Annotated in this window: 17 protein-coding genes; 9 read left to right on the plus strand and 8 right to left on the minus strand. The window is 70.4% G+C overall.

Features of this window, described 5'->3' with window-relative positions; translation table 11 throughout:
- Positions 1 to 102 precede the first annotated feature (102 nt).
- Positions 103 to 531, plus strand: a complete 429-nt coding sequence (locus ACQPXB_RS44615; protein WP_366584304.1) for a hypothetical protein — start codon at positions 103 to 105, stop codon at positions 529 to 531.
- A gap of 283 nt (positions 532 to 814) precedes the next feature.
- Positions 815 to 2,854 (plus strand): alkaline phosphatase family protein, encoded by a 2,040-nt coding sequence (locus tag ACQPXB_RS44620; RefSeq protein WP_432848010.1) that lies wholly within the window; start codon positions 815 to 817, stop codon positions 2,852 to 2,854.
- Between the two features lie 45 nt (positions 2,855 to 2,899).
- Here the strand turns inward: ACQPXB_RS44620 and ACQPXB_RS44625 are convergent, their stop codons facing one another.
- Entirely contained in the window at positions 2,900 to 3,115 is a 216-nt protein-coding gene (locus tag ACQPXB_RS44625; RefSeq protein WP_366584302.1) for a hypothetical protein, read from the minus strand.
- 119 nt (positions 3,116 to 3,234) lie between these two features.
- Here ACQPXB_RS44625 and ACQPXB_RS44630 point away from each other — a divergent pair, with 119 nt between their 5' ends.
- On the plus strand, positions 3,235 to 4,389 hold the full coding sequence (locus tag ACQPXB_RS44630; protein ID WP_366584301.1) for an acyltransferase family protein: 1,155 nt from the start codon (positions 3,235 to 3,237) through the stop codon (positions 4,387 to 4,389).
- A gap of 9 nt (positions 4,390 to 4,398) precedes the next feature.
- Here ACQPXB_RS44630 and ACQPXB_RS44635 read toward each other — a convergent pair whose 3' ends face one another.
- Complete coding sequence (locus ACQPXB_RS44635) at positions 4,399 to 4,806, minus strand: nitroreductase family deazaflavin-dependent oxidoreductase (RefSeq protein ID WP_366584300.1); 408 nt, start codon at positions 4,804 to 4,806, stop codon at positions 4,399 to 4,401.
- Positions 4,807 to 4,926: 120 nt separating this feature from the next.
- On the opposite strand from ACQPXB_RS44635, the gene ACQPXB_RS44640 reads away from it, so the two are divergent.
- Positions 4,927 to 5,382, plus strand: coding sequence for a MarR family winged helix-turn-helix transcriptional regulator (locus tag ACQPXB_RS44640; RefSeq protein WP_366584299.1), 456 nt, complete (start codon positions 4,927 to 4,929; stop codon positions 5,380 to 5,382).
- On the opposite strand, the gene ACQPXB_RS44645 is transcribed toward ACQPXB_RS44640, so the two are convergent.
- Both ACQPXB_RS44645 and ACQPXB_RS44650 read right to left on the minus strand, forming a co-directional pair.
- Entirely contained in the window at positions 5,363 to 5,935 is a 573-nt protein-coding gene (locus ACQPXB_RS44645) for an oxidoreductase (RefSeq protein ID WP_432848013.1), read from the minus strand. The genes ACQPXB_RS44640 and ACQPXB_RS44645 overlap by 20 nt on opposite strands.
- Before the next feature lie 72 nt (positions 5,936 to 6,007).
- Entirely contained in the window at positions 6,008 to 6,676 is a 669-nt protein-coding gene (locus tag ACQPXB_RS44650; RefSeq protein WP_366584297.1) for a GNAT family N-acetyltransferase, read from the minus strand.
- Positions 6,677 to 6,728: 52 nt separating this feature from the next.
- Between ACQPXB_RS44650 and ACQPXB_RS44655 the strand changes: the two genes are divergently transcribed.
- The gene (locus ACQPXB_RS44655; RefSeq protein WP_432848015.1) at positions 6,729 to 7,577 is read left to right on the plus strand and encodes a PaaX family transcriptional regulator; all 849 of its coding nucleotides are present in this window, start codon (positions 6,729 to 6,731) and stop codon (positions 7,575 to 7,577) included.
- Here the strand turns inward: ACQPXB_RS44655 and ACQPXB_RS44660 are convergent.
- A complete protein-coding gene (locus tag ACQPXB_RS44660) occupies positions 7,567 to 7,959 on the minus strand; it encodes a RidA family protein (RefSeq protein WP_386951023.1) in 393 nt (130 codons plus the stop codon). The two genes, ACQPXB_RS44655 and ACQPXB_RS44660, sit on opposite strands and share 11 nt — an antisense overlap.
- 68 nt (positions 7,960 to 8,027) lie before the next feature.
- Here ACQPXB_RS44660 and ACQPXB_RS44665 point away from each other — a divergent pair, with 68 nt between their 5' ends.
- Genes ACQPXB_RS44665 through ACQPXB_RS44675 form a run of 3 tightly spaced genes read left to right on the plus strand, consistent with a single transcriptional unit; the run spans position 8,028 to position 12,307 of the window.
- On the plus strand, positions 8,028 to 10,376 hold the full coding sequence (locus tag ACQPXB_RS44665; RefSeq protein WP_432848017.1) for a bifunctional salicylyl-CoA 5-hydroxylase/oxidoreductase: 2,349 nt from the start codon (positions 8,028 to 8,030) through the stop codon (positions 10,374 to 10,376).
- Positions 10,376 to 11,515, plus strand: a complete 1,140-nt coding sequence (locus ACQPXB_RS44670) for an acyl-CoA dehydrogenase family protein (protein ID WP_432848019.1) — start codon at positions 10,376 to 10,378, stop codon at positions 11,513 to 11,515. Before ACQPXB_RS44665 ends, ACQPXB_RS44670 begins: the two co-directional genes overlap by 1 nt.
- Before the next feature lie 60 nt (positions 11,516 to 11,575).
- A complete protein-coding gene (locus tag ACQPXB_RS44675) occupies positions 11,576 to 12,307 on the plus strand; it encodes a dienelactone hydrolase family protein (protein ID WP_432848021.1) in 732 nt (243 codons plus the stop codon).
- Positions 12,308 to 12,729: 422 nt separating this feature from the next.
- Here the strand turns inward: ACQPXB_RS44675 and ACQPXB_RS44680 are convergent, their stop codons facing one another.
- A complete protein-coding gene (locus ACQPXB_RS44680) occupies positions 12,730 to 13,443 on the minus strand; it encodes a DUF2306 domain-containing protein (RefSeq protein ID WP_432848023.1) in 714 nt (237 codons plus the stop codon).
- 188 nt (positions 13,444 to 13,631) lie between these two features.
- On the opposite strand from ACQPXB_RS44680, the gene ACQPXB_RS44685 reads away from it, so the two are divergent.
- The gene (locus ACQPXB_RS44685; protein ID WP_432848025.1) at positions 13,632 to 14,471 is read left to right on the plus strand and encodes a TIGR03619 family F420-dependent LLM class oxidoreductase; all 840 of its coding nucleotides are present in this window, start codon (positions 13,632 to 13,634) and stop codon (positions 14,469 to 14,471) included.
- Here ACQPXB_RS44685 and ACQPXB_RS44690 read toward each other — a convergent pair.
- Positions 14,462 to 14,818 carry a nuclear transport factor 2 family protein gene (locus ACQPXB_RS44690; RefSeq protein WP_432848027.1) on the minus strand — a complete coding sequence of 119 codons (357 nt, stop codon included), beginning with the start codon at positions 14,816 to 14,818 and terminating at the stop codon, positions 14,462 to 14,464. The two genes, ACQPXB_RS44685 and ACQPXB_RS44690, sit on opposite strands and share 10 nt — an antisense overlap.
- A gap of 129 nt (positions 14,819 to 14,947) precedes the next feature.
- On the minus strand, positions 14,948 to 16,354 hold the full coding sequence (locus tag ACQPXB_RS44695) for a GH1 family beta-glucosidase (RefSeq protein ID WP_432848029.1): 1,407 nt from the start codon (positions 16,352 to 16,354) through the stop codon (positions 14,948 to 14,950).
- Between the last annotated feature and the right edge of the window lie 2 nt (positions 16,355 to 16,356).

A 16,356-nucleotide genomic window follows, 5' to 3' on the forward strand; every position in this document is an offset into this window, starting at 1 on the left:
TAAGTTTTCACCGGAGCCCTCGACGCCGCTCGCGCTCTGAGTAGATTTGCGCCAGGCCAGTCGAATTCTGGGGGCTGGCACTACTGGGAAGGTTCACCGCGAATGGGTATTCAGGATTCTTCGCGCCGTTTTTCCCGGCTCGGCGCGGTCGTCGCCGCGGCCGCAGTCGCCGGGGGCGTGCTGCTCACCGGCGCCACAGCCGAGGCGGCACCGCAGTCGGCCAATGCGTGTTCGGGCGCCCACCAGGCGGGCGGCGCGCCGCAGGTCTGGAGCAAGGCGTCGCACTCGGGCTGCAGCGTGTTCGGCTCGCCGGGCCGCAAGCAGGGTTACAGCTTCACCGTGACGAACAACCAGACCGCCTGCGTGCAGGGCTGGGGATTCGACTCGGCACACCCGAAGGGCGGCTGGTTCGACATCGGCTGCGGCGTTTCCGGGCACATGACCGTGCCGTGGGGAAATGTGCTCGGCGAACCGCAGGTGCGCGTGAAGAGCGTTTCCCTGTTGCCGACACTGCTCGACTGGTACAACTGATTTCCTGAAACCGCGGCCGGCGAATTCATTTCCCCGGTGAGTTCGCCGGCCGGTTCTTCTCATCGCGGCGGTTGCCCGTTCTCCACTCGATCCGCACACCCGAAAACGCCTGACCAAAACTGGGCGTTTTGTGCGGTTTCGGACACTCGGCGCGGGCTCGTGGGACCGTGTGCCCTCAACCGTCGGCCGCCTGCCAGTGATCGCTTCGCAGGTGTTCACGCGGCGTTGGTGTCGGCTGGATTGGATCGACGGTCGACACCACCCCCGCGTGAGGAGTTGTACCTTGTCCGCCGACCCCACCACCCCCACCCCCGAGCCCGAAGCCGGCCCCACCCGCCGCCGGTTCCTGCAGGGCGCGGGCGTCGCCGCCGGAGCCCTGATGTTCGGCGGGATCGCCGACGCCGGCCCCGCGAGCGCCGCGACCCTGGGCAAGAACGGCTTGCCCAGAGGGTTCAGAGGCGACATGTCCGACCTGAAGCACGTCGTGATCCTGATGCAGGAGAACCGTTCGCTCGACCACTACTTCGGCACGTTCCCCGGCGTGCGCGGCTTCAACGACAAGCAGGCGCTGAAGTTCCAGGACGGCACCACCGTCTTCCAGCAGAAGGACAAGACCGGCGCCATCGTGACGCCGAAGGTCGACGACGGCATGTGGGGCAACGACCACGGTGCCTGGGGCGACGTCGCGCACCGCAGCTGGGACCAGTGGGTGCAGCACAACGGCGCCAGCTGCATGAACTACCACAGCGACGGCTACATGAGCTTCTACCACTCGGTGGCGGCCCAGTACACGATCGCCGACCAGAACTTCTGCTCCGAGTTCGGCCCGACCGACCCGAACCGCAAATACCTGTGGAGCGGCACGTCGAACACCGAGACCGGCAACACCGACGAGTCGAACTACAGCCGCCCGTGGATCACCGTGCCCGAGCAGCTGCAGCAGGCCGGCATCGACTGGCGCCTCTACTCCGACAACAGCGGCAACGGCCGCCAGGGCTACCTCAGCTCGTGGATCGGCGACTACGGCGACAACGAACTCAAGTACTTCAAGGGCTTCGAGCCCAACGGCCTCAGCCCGCTGGACCCGAAGCTGCAGCCCGGCACCGGCCTGATCTGGCGCGGCAACGCCACCTACTACGCCGGCAAGACCACCCCGAACGACGACTCCGACGCCAACCTGCACGCCGTCCTCAAGGACTTCCGCGACGCCTGCCAGCCGGGCGCCGAGCACCCGCTGCCGGCCGTCTCGTGGATCGTCGCGCCCTACGGCTGGTCCGAGCACCCGGACGCCGACACGCTGCACGGCGAGCGCTACGTCCAGGAGGTGCTCTCGATCCTGCAGAGCAACCCGGACATCTGGAACCACACGCTGTTCATCCTCAACTACGACGAGAACGACGGGAAGTTCGACCACGTGCTCCCGCCGTGGCCCGAGGCCGGCACCGAAGGCGAGTACACCGGCTCGTACCCGCTCGGCTTCGGCCCGCGCGTGCCGATGCTGCTGGTCTCGCCGTGGTCGCGCGGTGGCTACGTCGCTTCGGAGGTCTTCGACCACACCTCGACGATCAAGTTCCTGGAGAAGTGGGCGGCGCACCTCGGCAAGCCGTTCACCTGCCCCAACATCAGCGACTGGCGCCGCTCGATCGCGGGTGACCTGACGAGCGCGCTCGACTTCGCCCACCCGCAGACGGGGCCGGCGACGTTCGCGGACCCGACGGCCGAGCAGCCGGTGAAGGTCGCGGCCGGCCACATGAAGCCGCGGCCGCTGAACTTCCACCCGCACGCCACGGTCACGCAGGACCACAAGGGCCACGTCACGGCGAAGCTGACGCTGGCCGGCGGCGACAAGGGCAAGGCCGTGAGCTTCCAGGTCTTCCCGGACAAGCTCAAGCCGTTCACCAGCACGCCGTTCACGGTCACCGAACGCAAGTCGCAGTCCTACACCTGGGACACCTCCGCCACCGGCGGCGAGTACGCGTTCTCGATCTACTCCAACGACGGTTTCGTGCGCTCGTTCGCGGGCAAGGTCACCTCGTCCGGGCACGACCCGCGCGTGGACGCCGACCTGCTGCAGCCGACGCTGCTGGTGCGGGAGCAGCACGTGCGCTTCACGCTGCACAACGACAACCTGCTCAAGCCGATGTACTACAAGCTGACGGCGAACGACTTCAGCGGCGGGACGAAGACCTTCACGGTGCTCGGCGTGCTGCCGGCGATCGTGAACTGGCCGACCGAGAACGGCTACTACGACGTGGTCATCACGGTCGAGGGCGACTCGACGTGGAAGCAGCGCTACGCCGGCCGGATCGGCGAGGGCTGCTAGTTCTCTCGCAGACGGCCGGTGGATCCCGCTCGGGTCCGCCGGCCGTCAGCGTTTGTTCCGGCGGACGCGGTCGAGCCAAGTGAGGTCGCTGCTCTGGTAGCGCGCGACCTCGGCGGCGTGGAAATCGCGGCGCGTCTCCTTGAGCGCGTCCCAGCCGTCTTCGGCGGCGCGCCGGCCGCGGCGGCGGGCCCGGAGGTCGAGTGCGGCGGCGACGCCGATCACCACGAGCACAGCCCCGACCAGGATCACCAGCAGCGCCACAGCACCCACCACCCAGAGTAATCGCAGGTCACGGGCGTGGGCCCGCCGCGCGGGTGCCCATGATCGTCCACCTATACTCCCACCGCAGCCAGGCGATTGGGGTCGATTTCTTGCGAACGATGAGCCATGACGAGTACCTCGGCATGCGCAGGTTCCCCGGCCTCGACGGCCTGCGCGCCATCGCCGCGACGATCGTCGTGTTCTTCCACTTCGCCGGGCCGGAGTTCGTGTGGCCGTCGGGCTGGGTGGGCGTCTACATCTTCTTCGTGCTGTCGGGGTTCCTGATCACGACGCTGCTGCTGCGCGAGCAGGACCGCACCGGACGCATCTCGCTGAGCGGGTTCTACGTGCGGCGCGTGTTCCGGATCCTGCCGCCGTACCTGGTGATCCTCGGCGGGATCATCGCGTTCGTGCTGCTGCGCGGCGAGTTCCTCGCGCGCGACTTCCCGCACGCGCTGAAGTACTATCTGACGTTCCTCAACGAGTTCTTCCCCGGCTCGCACGGCAACGGCTCGGACAACTTCTTCTCCGGCTCGTGGACGCTGGGCATCGAGGAGAAGTTCTACCTGGTGTGGCCGTTCCTGCTGGTCGCGATCGGCATCGGCGCCGCGCGGCGCAAGCTCGCGCTGGTGCTGGCGGCGATGGCCGTGCTGCTCGCGCTCGTGCCGCTGACCACCGAGGGCGGCTGGCTGCTCGACTTCTCGCCGACCGCCGTCTACCGCTCCAGCATCCACTACGCCATCCTGCTCGGCGGCTGCCTGCTCGCGATCCTGCTGCACTACCGGCGCAGCTTCGCCGTGCTGCGGCCGTTCACGCACCCGCTGGCCGCGATCCCGATCGTCGCGGGGTTCCTCGTGCTGCACGCGAACCTCGACCCGCTGTGGGTCGCGACGCGGCAGAACCTGCTGGTGCTGCTCGCGTACGCGCTGGTCACCATGCTGCTGCTGATCGTGCTGCTGTCACCGGGCCCGGCGCGCTGGCTGCTGTCGACGGCGCCGATGCGGTTCGTCGGCGAGCGGTCGTACTCGCTGTACCTGCTGCAGGGCCCGGTGCACTTCGTGGTGGTGCAGGCCGTGCCGGCGCTGGGTCACAACCGGCTGGTCACGGCCGTGACGGTGTTCCTGGTCGACCTCGCGATCGCCGACCTGATCCACCGCTGGGTCGAGCAGCCGATGATCGCGACCGGCAAACGGCTGCTCACGCGCCGGCAGGCCCGCAAAGCCGCACGGGCCGCGGTTCCTGCCGACGCGAAGCCGGTGCCGGCCGGCGTCTGAGCTGTTTGCTCAGCGCTCGAGCACGAAGACCGGGATCAGGCGGGTGGTCTTCTTCTCGTAGTCGGCGAACCCGGGCATGTGCTTGACCATGCCGGCGAAGAGGCGGTCGCGCTCGGCGCGGTCCTCGATCAGCTTGGCGGTGGCGTCGAACTTCTCGGTGCCGATCTCCAGCGTGACCTTCGGGTTGGCCACGAGGTTGTGGTACCAGTCCGGGTTGGTGTCCGCGCCGCCCTTGGACGCGGCGATGACGTACCGGCCGTCGCCGTCGGTGGTGTAGACCAGGGGCGCGACGCGCTGCGTGCCGCTCTTCGCGCCGGTGTGGGTCACCAGGATCATGTTCGCGCCCTCGAACATCCCGCCCACCTTGCCCTCGTTGGCGCGGAACTCGTCGATGATCTGCTGGTTCCAGTCCGACATGGGGTGGGTCCCTCCAGTTTGGTTTTGCGACCAAACTTACTTTGTTTGCAAAACTGATGTCAACGCGAGGTATCCTCTTGCGCGACAAGGTGTTTGCGTGGTTCTGGTCGAAGGAGCGGGATGACCACCGGACCGAGCCTCGAGGACGGCGTGCGCGAGCTGCTGCTGCTCATGCCCCGCCTGGCCGGCCGCGGCAAGCGCGCCCCGGTGCCCCCCGAGCTCGCGGACCTGACGTTGGCGCCGCGCCACCTGTGCCTGCTGTCCATTCTGCTGTTCGACGGCCCCATGACCGTCACCGAGCTCGCCGGCCGCCTCGAGATCGCCCCCACCACCGCCAGCCTCATGATCGGCGACCTCTCCCGCCAGGGCGTGCTCGCCCGCACCGAAGACCCCACCGACCGCCGCCGCACGATCGTCAGCATCAGCCCCTCCCAGCGCGCCGCCGTCGACGCCTGGCTGGCCCCGGGCGCCCGCGCTTGGGAACGCGCGCTGGCGCCACTGTCGCCCGGCGAGCGGGCGCTGGTGATCGACACTTTGAAGACCTACTCGCAGGGGTTCACTGGCGAGTGCTGCTGAGGGCTCCTTCGGCGAGGGCCTTGGCGTGGGCTTCTCCCGGGCAGGCGTGGGGGCCGATGCCGAAGGGGAAGTCTTTCAGGTCGACGATCACTTCGGCGCCGTCGACCCAGCGTCGAGTGGTGGGGACGGGCGGGCCTTGGGGGTTCTCGATCAGGCTCTCGGTGGCGGCGGCTTGGACCAGCAGGCCGACTTTGGCGGCGGTTCGTTCGTCGGGCCGGCCCAGGGCTTCGACCAGCCTTGCCACGGCTTTGTCCGCCTCGGCGGTCTGGGGGAAGTGGGGCTGGTAGGCCTTTGCCACTTTGTCGACGTCTGCCGGGTCGACGTCGAATCCGAGCACCTCGGCGAGTGTTGCCACCGGCCCTTGGTGGGGCTTCGCTGCTGCCGCCTGGCGCAGGGTTTCCGGCTCTGCGTTGGCGAGTTCCTCGATGACCAGCTTTCGCCGCCTGGTGTGGTCCTCGCCACTACTGAACCTCGCGACCATCGCGCGCAGCCAGGCCATGTTCACTTCGACGGGCGGCACGGGGGCATCGGTGAGGAGCTCGCGGGAATCCATGACTGGGACGGTAGGGCCGCGAAACGTCGGTGCGGGCCGAAGTTTCCCAGCCGCCGGGCCCTGGCCGTCACCTCAAACCGACAACCACTCCGCCTGCGGTCCCTCACACCGATGCGGCCGTGGCACATCGTGCTGGTACCACCAGGCCTCACTCACCCGCCCGTTCGGCAGCGTGTACCGAGGCGGCCCGGCCGCCCGGCGCATCCCCGCCGCCTCCAGCGACCGCCCGCTCGCCACGTTGCCCACCTCGGCGCCGGCCCGGACCCGTGGCAGCCCGAGGTGCGAGTGCGCCAGCAGCAGCCCCGCCGTGAACAGATCCCGCCCCAGGCCGCGGCCGCGGTAGGCCGGCGCGAGGTAGCCGCCCGTCTCGGGGCCGCCGTTCTCCCCTGCGTGGACGCTGACCAGCCCGGCGCAGCGGTTCTCCCGGAGGTCGATGGCAACGATGTCGACGGACTGCGGATCCGGGTAGGTCCAGGCCGGGCCGGTGCCGGGTGTCACGCGGAGGGCTTCGGAGCGCAAGGGCTCGGCGATGACCGAATCCGCGAGCCAGCCGAGCCAGCGCTGGGCGGCCGGGTCGCTGCCGGAGGCCACGGCGGCGGCGTATTCCCAGGCGGTGGGGGTGCGGAAGAGGAACCGGCCGAGGGCGAACGCGTGGCCCCTGCGGTCGCAGGTGCGTTTCGCCATGAGCCGGCCTCGGCGGGTCAACCGGCCGAACAGCGGTGCTTCACCCAGGTTCACCATCGCGGGAGAAATGGTACCCGCAGTCACGGCCCGCGGTTGTTATGGTGACCGGGTGACGGCCGTACCGGAGTCAACCGAGCTCGACGCCGGGCGTGCCGCCCAGCCTCGGCAGCTGATCGTGTCCGTATACGGCTTCTACCACCGCGTCGAGGGTGGCTGGCTGTCCGTGGCGTCGCTCATCGACCTGCTCGCGGCGCTCGGCGTCGACGAGCCGGCGGTGCGCTCGTCGATCTCGCGCCTCAAACGCCGGAGCATCCTCGACGCCGTGCGGCGCGACGGGACCGCCGGCTACGAGCTGTCGGACACCGCCCTGGCGATCCTGCGCGAAGGCGACGAACGCATCTTCCGCCGAGACCGCGCGACGCTGGCCGACGGCTGGCTGCTCGCCGTGTTCTCCGTGCCCGAGACCGAGCGCCACAAGCGCCACGTCCTGCGCACGCAGCTGGCCCGGCTCGGGTTCGGCACGGCGTCGTCGGGTGTGTGGATCGCGCCGGCGCACCTGCACCAGGTGACGGCCGAGGCGCTGACCCGGCTCGGTCTCGCGAGTTACGCCGACCTGTTCCGAGCCGAACACCTGGCGTTCGGAAACGCACAGGACAAGGTGCGCGAGTGGTGGGACCTCGACCAGCTCGACGAGCTGTACACGGCGTTCCTCGACGAGCACGCCCCCGTGCTCGACCGTTGGAAGCGCCGGCGCACCGTGCCCGGCAACGAGGCCTTCGCCGACTACGTGCGCGTGCTCACCGGGTGGCGGCGCATGCCGTACCTCGACCCGGGCCTGCCCGCCGAGCTGCTGCCCGCCGACTGGTCCGGCATCCGCGCGGCCGAGGTGTTCTTCGCGCTCCACGAACGCCTCGAAGCCCCGGCCCGCGAGTACCTGCTGCAGGTCCTCAGCGGCTGAGCACCGCGAACCCCTGCACCTCCACCAGCGCTTCGACGTCCCACAGCCGGCTCACGCCGATGCCGGCCATCGCGGGGTACTCGGTGCCGGCGAGGCTCTTCCAGACCTTGCCTATCTCGCGCGCGTGGGCCTTGTAGTCGTCCATGTCGACGATGTAGATCGTCACGCTGCACAGGTCCGCGGGCTCGCCACCGGCCGCGCGCAGGGCCGTGAGCAGGTTGCCCAGCGCCTGGGAGAACTGCTCGACCACACCGTCGCCGACGATCTTGCCCTCGGTGTCGAGAGCGGTCTGTCCGGCGAGGAACACGAGCTGTCCGGTTGCGGACACCGCGTGGGAGAAACCGGACGGGCGGCCCAGCTCGGGCGGGTTGATGCGCTCCATGGCGCGGAAGCCTAGCTCATGTATCGCATTCTTGACGATCGTATGTCAGACGACATATCCTGGCTCTCGTGCGGATATCGGTTCTCGGCGGCGGCCCGGCGGGCCTGTACTTCGCCGCCCTCGCAAAGCAGCTCGGGCCCGGCCACGAGATCACGGTGTGGGAACGCAACGCGCCGGACGACACCTTCGGGTTCGGCGTGGTGTTCTCCGACGAGACACTCGGCGGCATCGAGCACGCCGACGCGCAGGTTCACGAGGCCATGAGCCGCGAGTTCGCGCGCTGGGACGACATCGACGTGCACTACCGCGGCGAGGTCCACACGTCCGGCGGCCACGGCTTCGCCGCGATGAGCCGCAAACGCCTGCTCGCGATCCTGCAGGAACGATGCCGCGAGCTGGGCGTCGACCTGCGCTTCCGCACCGAGGCCCCCGACCCGGAGCAGCTCTCGCGCGACTACGACCTCGTGATCGCCTCCGACGGCGTCAACTCGGGCGTCCGCCGGCGCTTCGCCGACTCGTTCCGCCCGACGGTCGAGGCGCGCCGCTGCCGCTACATCTGGCTCGGCACCGACCTGGTCTTCGACGCCTTCAAGTTCCACGTGCTCGAAACGCCCCACGGGATCATGCAGATCCACGGCTACCCCTACGGCCGCGACGGCAGCACGTTCATCCTCGAGCTGCACGAGGACGTGTGGCAGCAGGCGTTCGCGCCCCTCGCCGCCACCGACCTCGGGCCGGGCGAGAACGACGAGAAGTCCATCGAGCTGATCCGCGAGCTGTGCGCCGACGTCCTCGGCGACCACCACGTGCTGGCCAACAACTCGAAGTGGAACACCTTCGGCACCGTGCGCTGCGAAAGCTGGGTGCACGACAACGTGGTGCTGCTCGGCGACGCCGCGCACACCGCCCACTTCTCCATCGGCTCCGGCACGAAGCTGGCGATGGAGGACGCGCTGGCGCTGGTCGCGTGCCTGCACGAGCAGGACACCGTGCCCAAGGCGCTGGCGGCGTACGAGGCCGAGCGCAAGCCGGTCGTCGAGTCGACGCAGCGCGCGGCGCAGGCGAGCCTGGAGTGGTTCGAGAACCTCGCGCAGTACACGCACCAGGAGCCGGAGCAGTTCGCGTTCAACCTGCTCACCCGCAGCCGCCGCGTCACCTACGACAACCTGAAGCTGCGTGACCCGGAGTTCGCCACGGAGCTCGACGAGTGGTTCGCGCGCTCGCTGGGCACGGCACCCGCGCCGCCGATGTTCCAGCCCGTGAAGATCGGTGAGCTCGAGCTGCCCAACCGCGTGATCGTGTCGCCGATGGACATGTACGTGGCCGTCGACGGCGTGCCCGGCGACTTCCACCTGGTGCACCTGGGCGGCAAGGCGCTCGGTGGTGCCGGCCTGGTGATGACGGAGATGATCTGCGTGTCGCCCGAGGCGCGGATCACGCCGGGCTGCCCCGGGCTGTACAACGACGAGCAGGAGCAGGCCTGGAAGCGCATCGTCGACTTCGTGCACGGCAGCACGCCGGCGAAGATCGGACTGCAGCTGGGCCATTCCGGGCGCAAGGGCTCGACGAAGCTGATGTGGGAAGGCATGGACGACCCGTTGCCGGAGGGCAACTGGGAGGTCTGCGGGCCGTCGCCGTTGCCGTACCGGCCAGACAGCCAGACGCCGCGTGAGCTGAGTGTCGAGGAGCTGGCCGAGATCCGCGAGCAGTTCGTGGCTTCGGCGCGCTCGGCGGCTCGCGCCGGGTTCGACCTGCTGGAACTGCACTGCGCGCACGGGTACCTGCTGTCGTCGTTCATCTCGCCGCTCACGAACCAGCGGACGGACCAGTACGGCGGCTCGCTGAAGAACCGGCTGCGGTTCCCGCTGGAAGTGTTCGACGCGGTGCGCGCGGTGTGGCCGGCCGAGCGGCCGATGACGGTCCGCATCTCGGCCGACGACTGGTCCGCCGGCGGGATCGAGGCCGACGACGCCGTCGCCATCGCCGCCGCGTTCGCCGAGCACGGCGCCGCCGCGGTCGACGTGTCGACCGGGCAGGTCGTGAGCGAGGAGAAGCCGAAGTTCGGGCGCAGCTACCAGACGCCCTACGCCGACCGGATCCGCAACGAGGTGGGGCGCAAGTACGGCATCGCCGTGATCGCCGTCGGCGCGATCTCCTCGTACGACGACATGAACGCGCTCATCCTCGCCGGCCGCGCCGACCTGTGCGCGTTGGGGCGGACGCACCTCTACGATCCACAGTGGACGTTGCACGCGGCGGCGGAGCAGGACTACGTGATGCCGTGGCCGAAGCCGTGGGCGGCCGGGAAGCGCCGGCCGCAGACGGGCCGCACCGACGGGCCCGAGCCGCGGCTGGAACTCGTACGCACCGGCGGGCACCAGACCGCGCACGCCCGCTGGCGACCGGAAAGGGACTGATGAACGCCTTCGCACTGACGCCCGAACAGCAGGCCTTCACCGCCTCGGTCCGCACGATCGCCGCGGAGCAGCTGCGGCCGCTCGCCGAGGCCGGCGAGGAAGGCGCGGTGAACCGGCCGCTGCTCAAGGCGATGGGCTCGCACGGCCTGCTGGCGCGGCTGTTCCCCGGCGTCTCGGCGGGAAACCCGACGCGCCAGGCCGCGGCGTTCGACCTGTGCCTGCTGCGCGAAGCGCTGGCGTCCGTGAACACCGAGGCCGAGACGGCGCTCGCGTTGCAGGGCTTGGGAAGTTACCCGGTGCTGCAGTCCGGAAAGGACGAACAGGTCGCGCGCTGGCTGCCGGCTGTGGCAGCGGGTGACGCAGTGGCCGCGTTCGCGCTGACCGAGCCCGACGCCGGTTCCGACGCCGCCGCGCTGCAGCTGGCGGCCGAGGCCGACGGCGACGGCTGGCGGCTCACGGGGCAGAAGATGTGGATCTCCAACGCTCCCGAGGCCGACTTCTACACGGTTTTCGCCCGCACCACACCGGACGCCGGCTCGCGGGGCGTGAGCGCGTTCGTCGTGCCGGGCGACCGCGCGGGCCTGACCGGCGAGCACCTCGACCTGGTGAGCCCGCACCCGATCGGCACTCTGGAGTTCGACGGCGTACGCGTGCACCGCGACGAGCTACTGGGCGACGAGAACCGCGGTTTCGCCGTCGCGATGCGGACGCTGGACCTGTTCCGCCCGAGCGTCGGGGCGTTCGCGGTGGGGATGGCGCAGGCCGCTCTCGACGCGACCGTGGCGTACACGGGCGAGCGCATCGCGTTCGGCGGGCCGCTGGCGAAGCAGCAGACCGTCGCGCACACGCTGGCGGAAATGGCGACACGGACCGAAGCGGCGCGGCTGCTGGTCTACGCCGCGGCTTCGGCCTACGACGCGGGCGAGACGGGCCTGGCCGGCCGGGCGGCGATGGCGAAGCTGTTCGCGACGGAGTCGGCGCAGTACGTCGTCGACTCGGCGGTGCAGCTGCACGGCGCTCGGGCGCTGCGTCGCGGGCACCTGCTGGAGCACCTGTACCGGGAGGTCCGCGCGCCGCGCATCTACGAGGGCGCGTCGGAGATCCAGCGGACGATCATCGCGAGGTCGCTGCGGTCCTGAAGTTTCCGCTCAGCGCGATACCGGCTCCGCGACGCCCGCGTGACCGGTAGTTTCGGCGACATGTCGAGGATCGCGGTCACCATCACCACGCCGGACGGCCTCTGCACGGCCACGCTGCACACGCCGCTGAGCGCAGGGCCCGCGGTGATCCTGTATGCCGACGCGGCCGGGGTCCGCGAGACCTTCGCCGAGATGGCCGACCGGCTCTGCGCGCTCGGGTACGTCGTCCTCCTGCCGGACGGCTACTACCGCACGCCGTACGCGCCGTTCGATGTCACCACGGTGTTCACCGTCCCCGAGGAGCGCGAACGCCTCACGCGGCTCGCGCGGAGCGTGACGGCGGAGATGGCGGTGCGCGACACGGGCGCGTACCTCGACTTCCTCGCGGGGCGCGGTGAGGTCGCGGGCTCGCCGGTGGGGACGACCGGGTACTGCATGGGTGGCCGGTTCTCGCTGTGGGCCGCAGCTCATCACCCGACGCGGGTGGCGGCCGCCGCGTCGTTCCACGGCGGCAACCTCGCCGCCGACGACCCCGACAGCCCGCACCTGCTGGCCGGCCGGATGCGCGCGTCCGTGCTGGTCGCAGCGGCGGAGAACGACAGCGCGTTCCCGCCCGAGCAGTTCGACCGGCTGCGCGGGGCGTTCGTCAGCGCGGGTGTCCGGCACACGCTGGAGACGTACCCCGCCAAGCACGGCTTCGCGGTGCCGGACAACGACACCTACGACAGCGCGGCCGCCGAGCGCCACTGGGACGCGTTGGCGGGGCTGTTCGCGGAGAACCTGCCGCGTTAGGCGGAGGTCGCCGGCGAGGGACGGAAAAGTGGGCCGGCGCCCTCGGCAGCGGGCCCCACCCGACGAGGCGGGCGGCGGCCCACAGCGTGACCTGCGTCGCGGTGAGGACGGCGCACCCGGCGGCCCGTTCAAGGTCGGCCGTGAGGCGGATGGCGTGCAAGGCGGTCTCCGGCCGGAACACGTCCTGCGCCGACGGATGCGCCGCCCGGGCGACGAGGTCGACGATCCGCTCGGCCGGCCGCGCGGTGAGCTCGCCACCGGAGCCAGCGGAGGCGTCGACGCGGTGGACGACCTCGGCCCCGTCCACATCGGACGGCGAAGGGAAGTAGTGGACGACCAGGTCGAGTGTGGGACGGAGCCGGCCGGCGAGGCCGAGAAAGTCGTCCTCGCCGGCGTTCCTGGACGGGTGGAGCGGGCCGAGCCTAGGCGGCGACGGCCTTCTTCGGTTTGCGTTCCAGCCACAGCTGGGCGCCGACCAGGGCGACTGTCCAGCTGACCCACGCGGCGATGGCCGCGACGGACTGCATGAGCGCGGTCTCGCTGCCGCCGAAGGTGGTGGGCAGCTGGGGTTCCAGGATGACGATCGCGATCGGTGAGATGAGGCGGTTGAGGATGATCGACATGGTCAGCGCGAAGCTGCGGATCATCCAGCGCCGGTGGTCGCCGAAGCGGCGGTCGCGGGCGGCGCGGTAGCCGGACCAGGTGCAGCCGATCCAGATGACCGCCAGCATGACGTCGCTGGCTCGCGTGGCGGGGCCGAAGGGGCTGGCGGCGCCGATCGTCAGGGCCATCGCGCCGGAAGGCAGCACGCCGCCGAAGACGTAGGCGCGGCCGGCGTAGCGGTGCAGCACCGGGAAGCGGCGGCGGATCCACGGCCAGATCTGGACGACCGCGCAGATCATGGCGATCGAGCCGAACACCACGTGGCCCACGAGGAACCAGTAGTGCGCGCCGAAGCCGGCCGGCGCCGGGACCCGCGACTGCGCCGGGTCGAGCGCGAGGTACGGCGGCAGCGAGTACGCCAGGAAGGCCACCACGACCAGCCCCAGCACCCCGATCCACGGGCGGCGCTTCTTCGTCGTACGCGGCTGCTGCGCCGGCACCCGCGGTGGTCGCAGATCCGTCCCCGCCGTCATGGCCACTCTCCCTCGCTCGTCGCCTGATGCTCTCCGAACGTAGGTCCGGCGGGGGTGCCGCGACCATGGTGTGCGCTGGCGTCGGCGGGGTGGGGACAGCCTTACCCTCGCCCGGGTGATCTTCGGGCTTGCCTTGCCGCGCACGGCAACGTTTAGCGTCTCCGCCATCCACTCGAGCGGAGGCACGAATGCGGTTCGCGGTCAGCTACAACCCGGCGTTCCACGGGCTGGAGGGCCTCGTCGCCTTCGCTCGCCACGCGGAGGCGTGCGGCTTCGAAGGCCTCCTCCTGCCCGAGCACCTCGCGTCGCGCCCGGGCGCCGAGCTCGGCGGGTGGGAGATCCCGCCGACGCTGCCGTACGCCGACCCGCTCGAATGCCTCGCGCACGTCGCCGCGGTCACCGATCGGCTGTTGCTCGGGACCGGGGTGCTGTTGCTGCCGTACCACCAGCCGGTCACGTTGGCGAAGCGCCTGGCCACGCTCGACGTCCTGTCCGGTGGCCGGCTGCGGCTGGTCACCGTGGGCGTCGGCGCGTTGCCACACGAGGCTTCCGCGGCCGGGGTGGACTACCGGACGCGGGGCCGTCGGGCGGACGAGGCCCTCGACGTCCTCCGTCTACTGTGGACAGGCGGTCCGGAAGGCGTCAGCCATCACGGAGAGTTCGTCGAATTCGACGAGTTGTGCAGCTACCCGAAGCCGGTCGGGACGATCCCGATTCGGGTGGGCGGGTCCAGCCGGGCGGCCGCGCGGCGGGCGGGTCTCCGGGGTGACGGGTGGTTCCCCGGCGGGTCACTCACCGCGGAGGACCGCGTCGCCCTGTTCGACCTCGTCCGGGAGACCGCGGCCGCGTCGGGCCGCCCCGCGCCGGACTACACGCGGTGGGGCTCAACGGACCTGACTCCGGAGGCGGTCGACGCGCTGGCCACCGAAGGCGTGACTCGCGTCGTCGTCTCCGCTGCCGGCGCCGATCCACAGGAGTGGCTGGACGAGCTGTCCGCATTCGCCGCGAAGTTCCTGAGTCACGCGTAACTCGCGTGCGCGGCGATCACCCGCCAGCCGTCCGCCGTGCGCAGCCAGGTGCGGGTGTAGCGCATCCGCGCGGTGAACGGCTCGCCGCCGAGCGAGCCCGTCAGCCGGCCGAGGAACCACGTGACGCCGGTCGTTCCCTCGGAGAACACCCGCAGATCTTCCTCGACGAGCTCGGACAGGACCTGGCTGCCACCGCGGTGACCGGCCAGATCGTCGGCCTTCGAGGCGACCACCTCACCGAACGTGAAGGTCAGCCGGTCGTCGAGCAGTACGTCGAGAGCGGCGACGTCACCGGCCAGCTGCGCGGCCTGGAGCCGGTGTTCGGCGTCGAGCAGGGTCTGGTCCACGGTGCGGCTCCTTAACGCGAAACGCTGCCATCGTGGCACCGGAACCCGGCCGCGCGACAGGAAGTTCGCGCAAAGCCGAAGGGCGCCCGCGCGAACGCGGACGCCCTTCTTGTCACCCCCCGGGGTGAGTCAGGAACCGCGGACCCGCCGAACGGTGTCGCGGTAGAACAGCCCGCTCTGCTTGATCGTGCGTGCCTGCGTCTCGTAGTCGACGCGCACCAGGCCGAAGCGCTTGGCGTAGCCGTAGGCCCACTCGAAGTTGTCCAACAGCGACCACGCGAAGTAGCCCCGGATGTCCACCCCCTCCAACCTCGCGGCGGCCACCGCGGCCAGGTGCGAAGCGAGGTACGCCGTGCGGCCCTCGTCGCGCACGAAGCCGGACGCGTCGGGCGCGTCGTCGAAGGCGGAGCCGTTTTCGGTGATGTACATGGGCAAACCGGGGTAGTCGCGGCCGAGGCGGGTGAGCAGCTCGGTGAACTTGCCCGGCAGGATCTCCCAGCCCATCGCCGTGGTCGGCTCGCCGAACGGCACGGCGCGCTGCACCGGGAAGCCGTCCTCGCCGACGCTGCGGCCCTGCTCGTCGACGCCGGAGTACTGCTGGCCGAAGTAGTAGTTCACGCCCAGGAAGTCCAGCGGGGTCGAGATGATCGCCAGGTCACCGTCCTCAATCGGCAGTGCGGCACCACGGACGGCCATGTCCTCGACAACATCCGCGGGGTAAGAGCCACGCACCAGCGGGTCGAGGTAGACGCGCACGCCCATGCCGTCGGCGTTGCGCGCGGCCTCGCGGTCGAGCTCGCTGTCCGACGCCGCGTCGGACGTGCCCATGTTGAGCGTGATGCCGAACTGCGTGCCCTCGGGCGCGGCCTCGCGCATGCGCTGGGTGGCCAGGCCGTGGCCGAGCAGCAGGTGGTGGATGGCCTTCATGCCGGCCGCGAAGTCGCGACGGCCCGGGGCCATCACGCCGTGCACGTAACCGTGCATCGCGGAGCACCACGGCTCGTTCAGCGTGGTCCAGTGCCGCACCCGGTCGGAAAGCCGGTCGAACACCAGCATCGAGTAGTCGGCGAACCGGTAGGCCGTGTCACGCGCCGGCCAGCCGCCCGCGTCTTCAAGCTCCTGCGGCAGATCCCAGTGGTACAGCGTGAGCCACGGCGCGAGGTCCTTGGCCAGCAGCTCGTCCACGAGCCGGTCGTAGAACCCGATCCCGGCCTCGTTCACCGGGCCCTTGCCGTGCGGCTGCACCCGCGGCCACGCGACGGAGAAGCGGTAGGTGTCGGCGCCGAGCTCCTTGACGAGTCCCACGTCCTCGGGCATGCGGTGGTAGTGGTCGCACGCGACGTCGCCGTTGTCGTTGTTGTCGATCGCCCACGGGACCCGGCAGAAAGTGTCCCAAATGGACGGTGTGCGCCCGTCTTCGGCCACCGCGCCCTCGATCTGGTACGCGGCCGTCGCCACGCCCCACCGGAAGTCCGGCGGCAGCGAGTCGATCAGCGCCTGCTGCTCGCGGGTCGCAGCGTCGGTGGTCTCGGTCAAGG

It is taken from the genome of Amycolatopsis sp. CA-161197 (assembly GCF_050942255.1).
GTDB lineage: Bacteria > Actinomycetota > Actinomycetes > Mycobacteriales > Pseudonocardiaceae > Amycolatopsis.

Excerpts from the sequence above, each read along its gene's own strand:
- ACQPXB_RS44615 (WP_366584304.1), top strand. The coding sequence starts at position 103 with ATGGGTATTCAGGATTCTTCGCGCCGTTTTTCCCGGCTCGGCGCGGTC.
- ACQPXB_RS44630 (WP_366584301.1), top strand. The coding sequence starts at position 3,235 with ATGAGCCATGACGAGTACCTCGGCATGCGCAGGTTCCCCGGCCTCGAC.
- ACQPXB_RS44635 (WP_366584300.1), bottom strand. The coding sequence starts at position 4,806 with ATGTCGGACTGGAACCAGCAGATCATCGACGAGTTCCGCGCCAACGAG.
- ACQPXB_RS44640 (WP_366584299.1), top strand. The coding sequence starts at position 4,927 with ATGACCACCGGACCGAGCCTCGAGGACGGCGTGCGCGAGCTGCTGCTG.
- ACQPXB_RS44645 (WP_432848013.1), bottom strand. The coding sequence starts at position 5,935 with ATGGATTCCCGCGAGCTCCTCACCGATGCCCCCGTGCCGCCCGTCGAA.
- ACQPXB_RS44650 (WP_366584297.1), bottom strand. The coding sequence starts at position 6,676 with ATGGTGAACCTGGGTGAAGCACCGCTGTTCGGCCGGTTGACCCGCCGA.
- ACQPXB_RS44660 (WP_386951023.1), bottom strand. The coding sequence starts at position 7,959 with ATGGAGCGCATCAACCCGCCCGAGCTGGGCCGCCCGTCCGGTTTCTCC.
- ACQPXB_RS44670 (WP_432848019.1), top strand. The coding sequence starts at position 10,376 with ATGAACGCCTTCGCACTGACGCCCGAACAGCAGGCCTTCACCGCCTCG.
- ACQPXB_RS44675 (WP_432848021.1), top strand. The coding sequence starts at position 11,576 with ATGTCGAGGATCGCGGTCACCATCACCACGCCGGACGGCCTCTGCACG.
- ACQPXB_RS44680 (WP_432848023.1), bottom strand. The coding sequence starts at position 13,443 with ATGACGGCGGGGACGGATCTGCGACCACCGCGGGTGCCGGCGCAGCAG.
- ACQPXB_RS44685 (WP_432848025.1), top strand. The coding sequence starts at position 13,632 with ATGCGGTTCGCGGTCAGCTACAACCCGGCGTTCCACGGGCTGGAGGGC.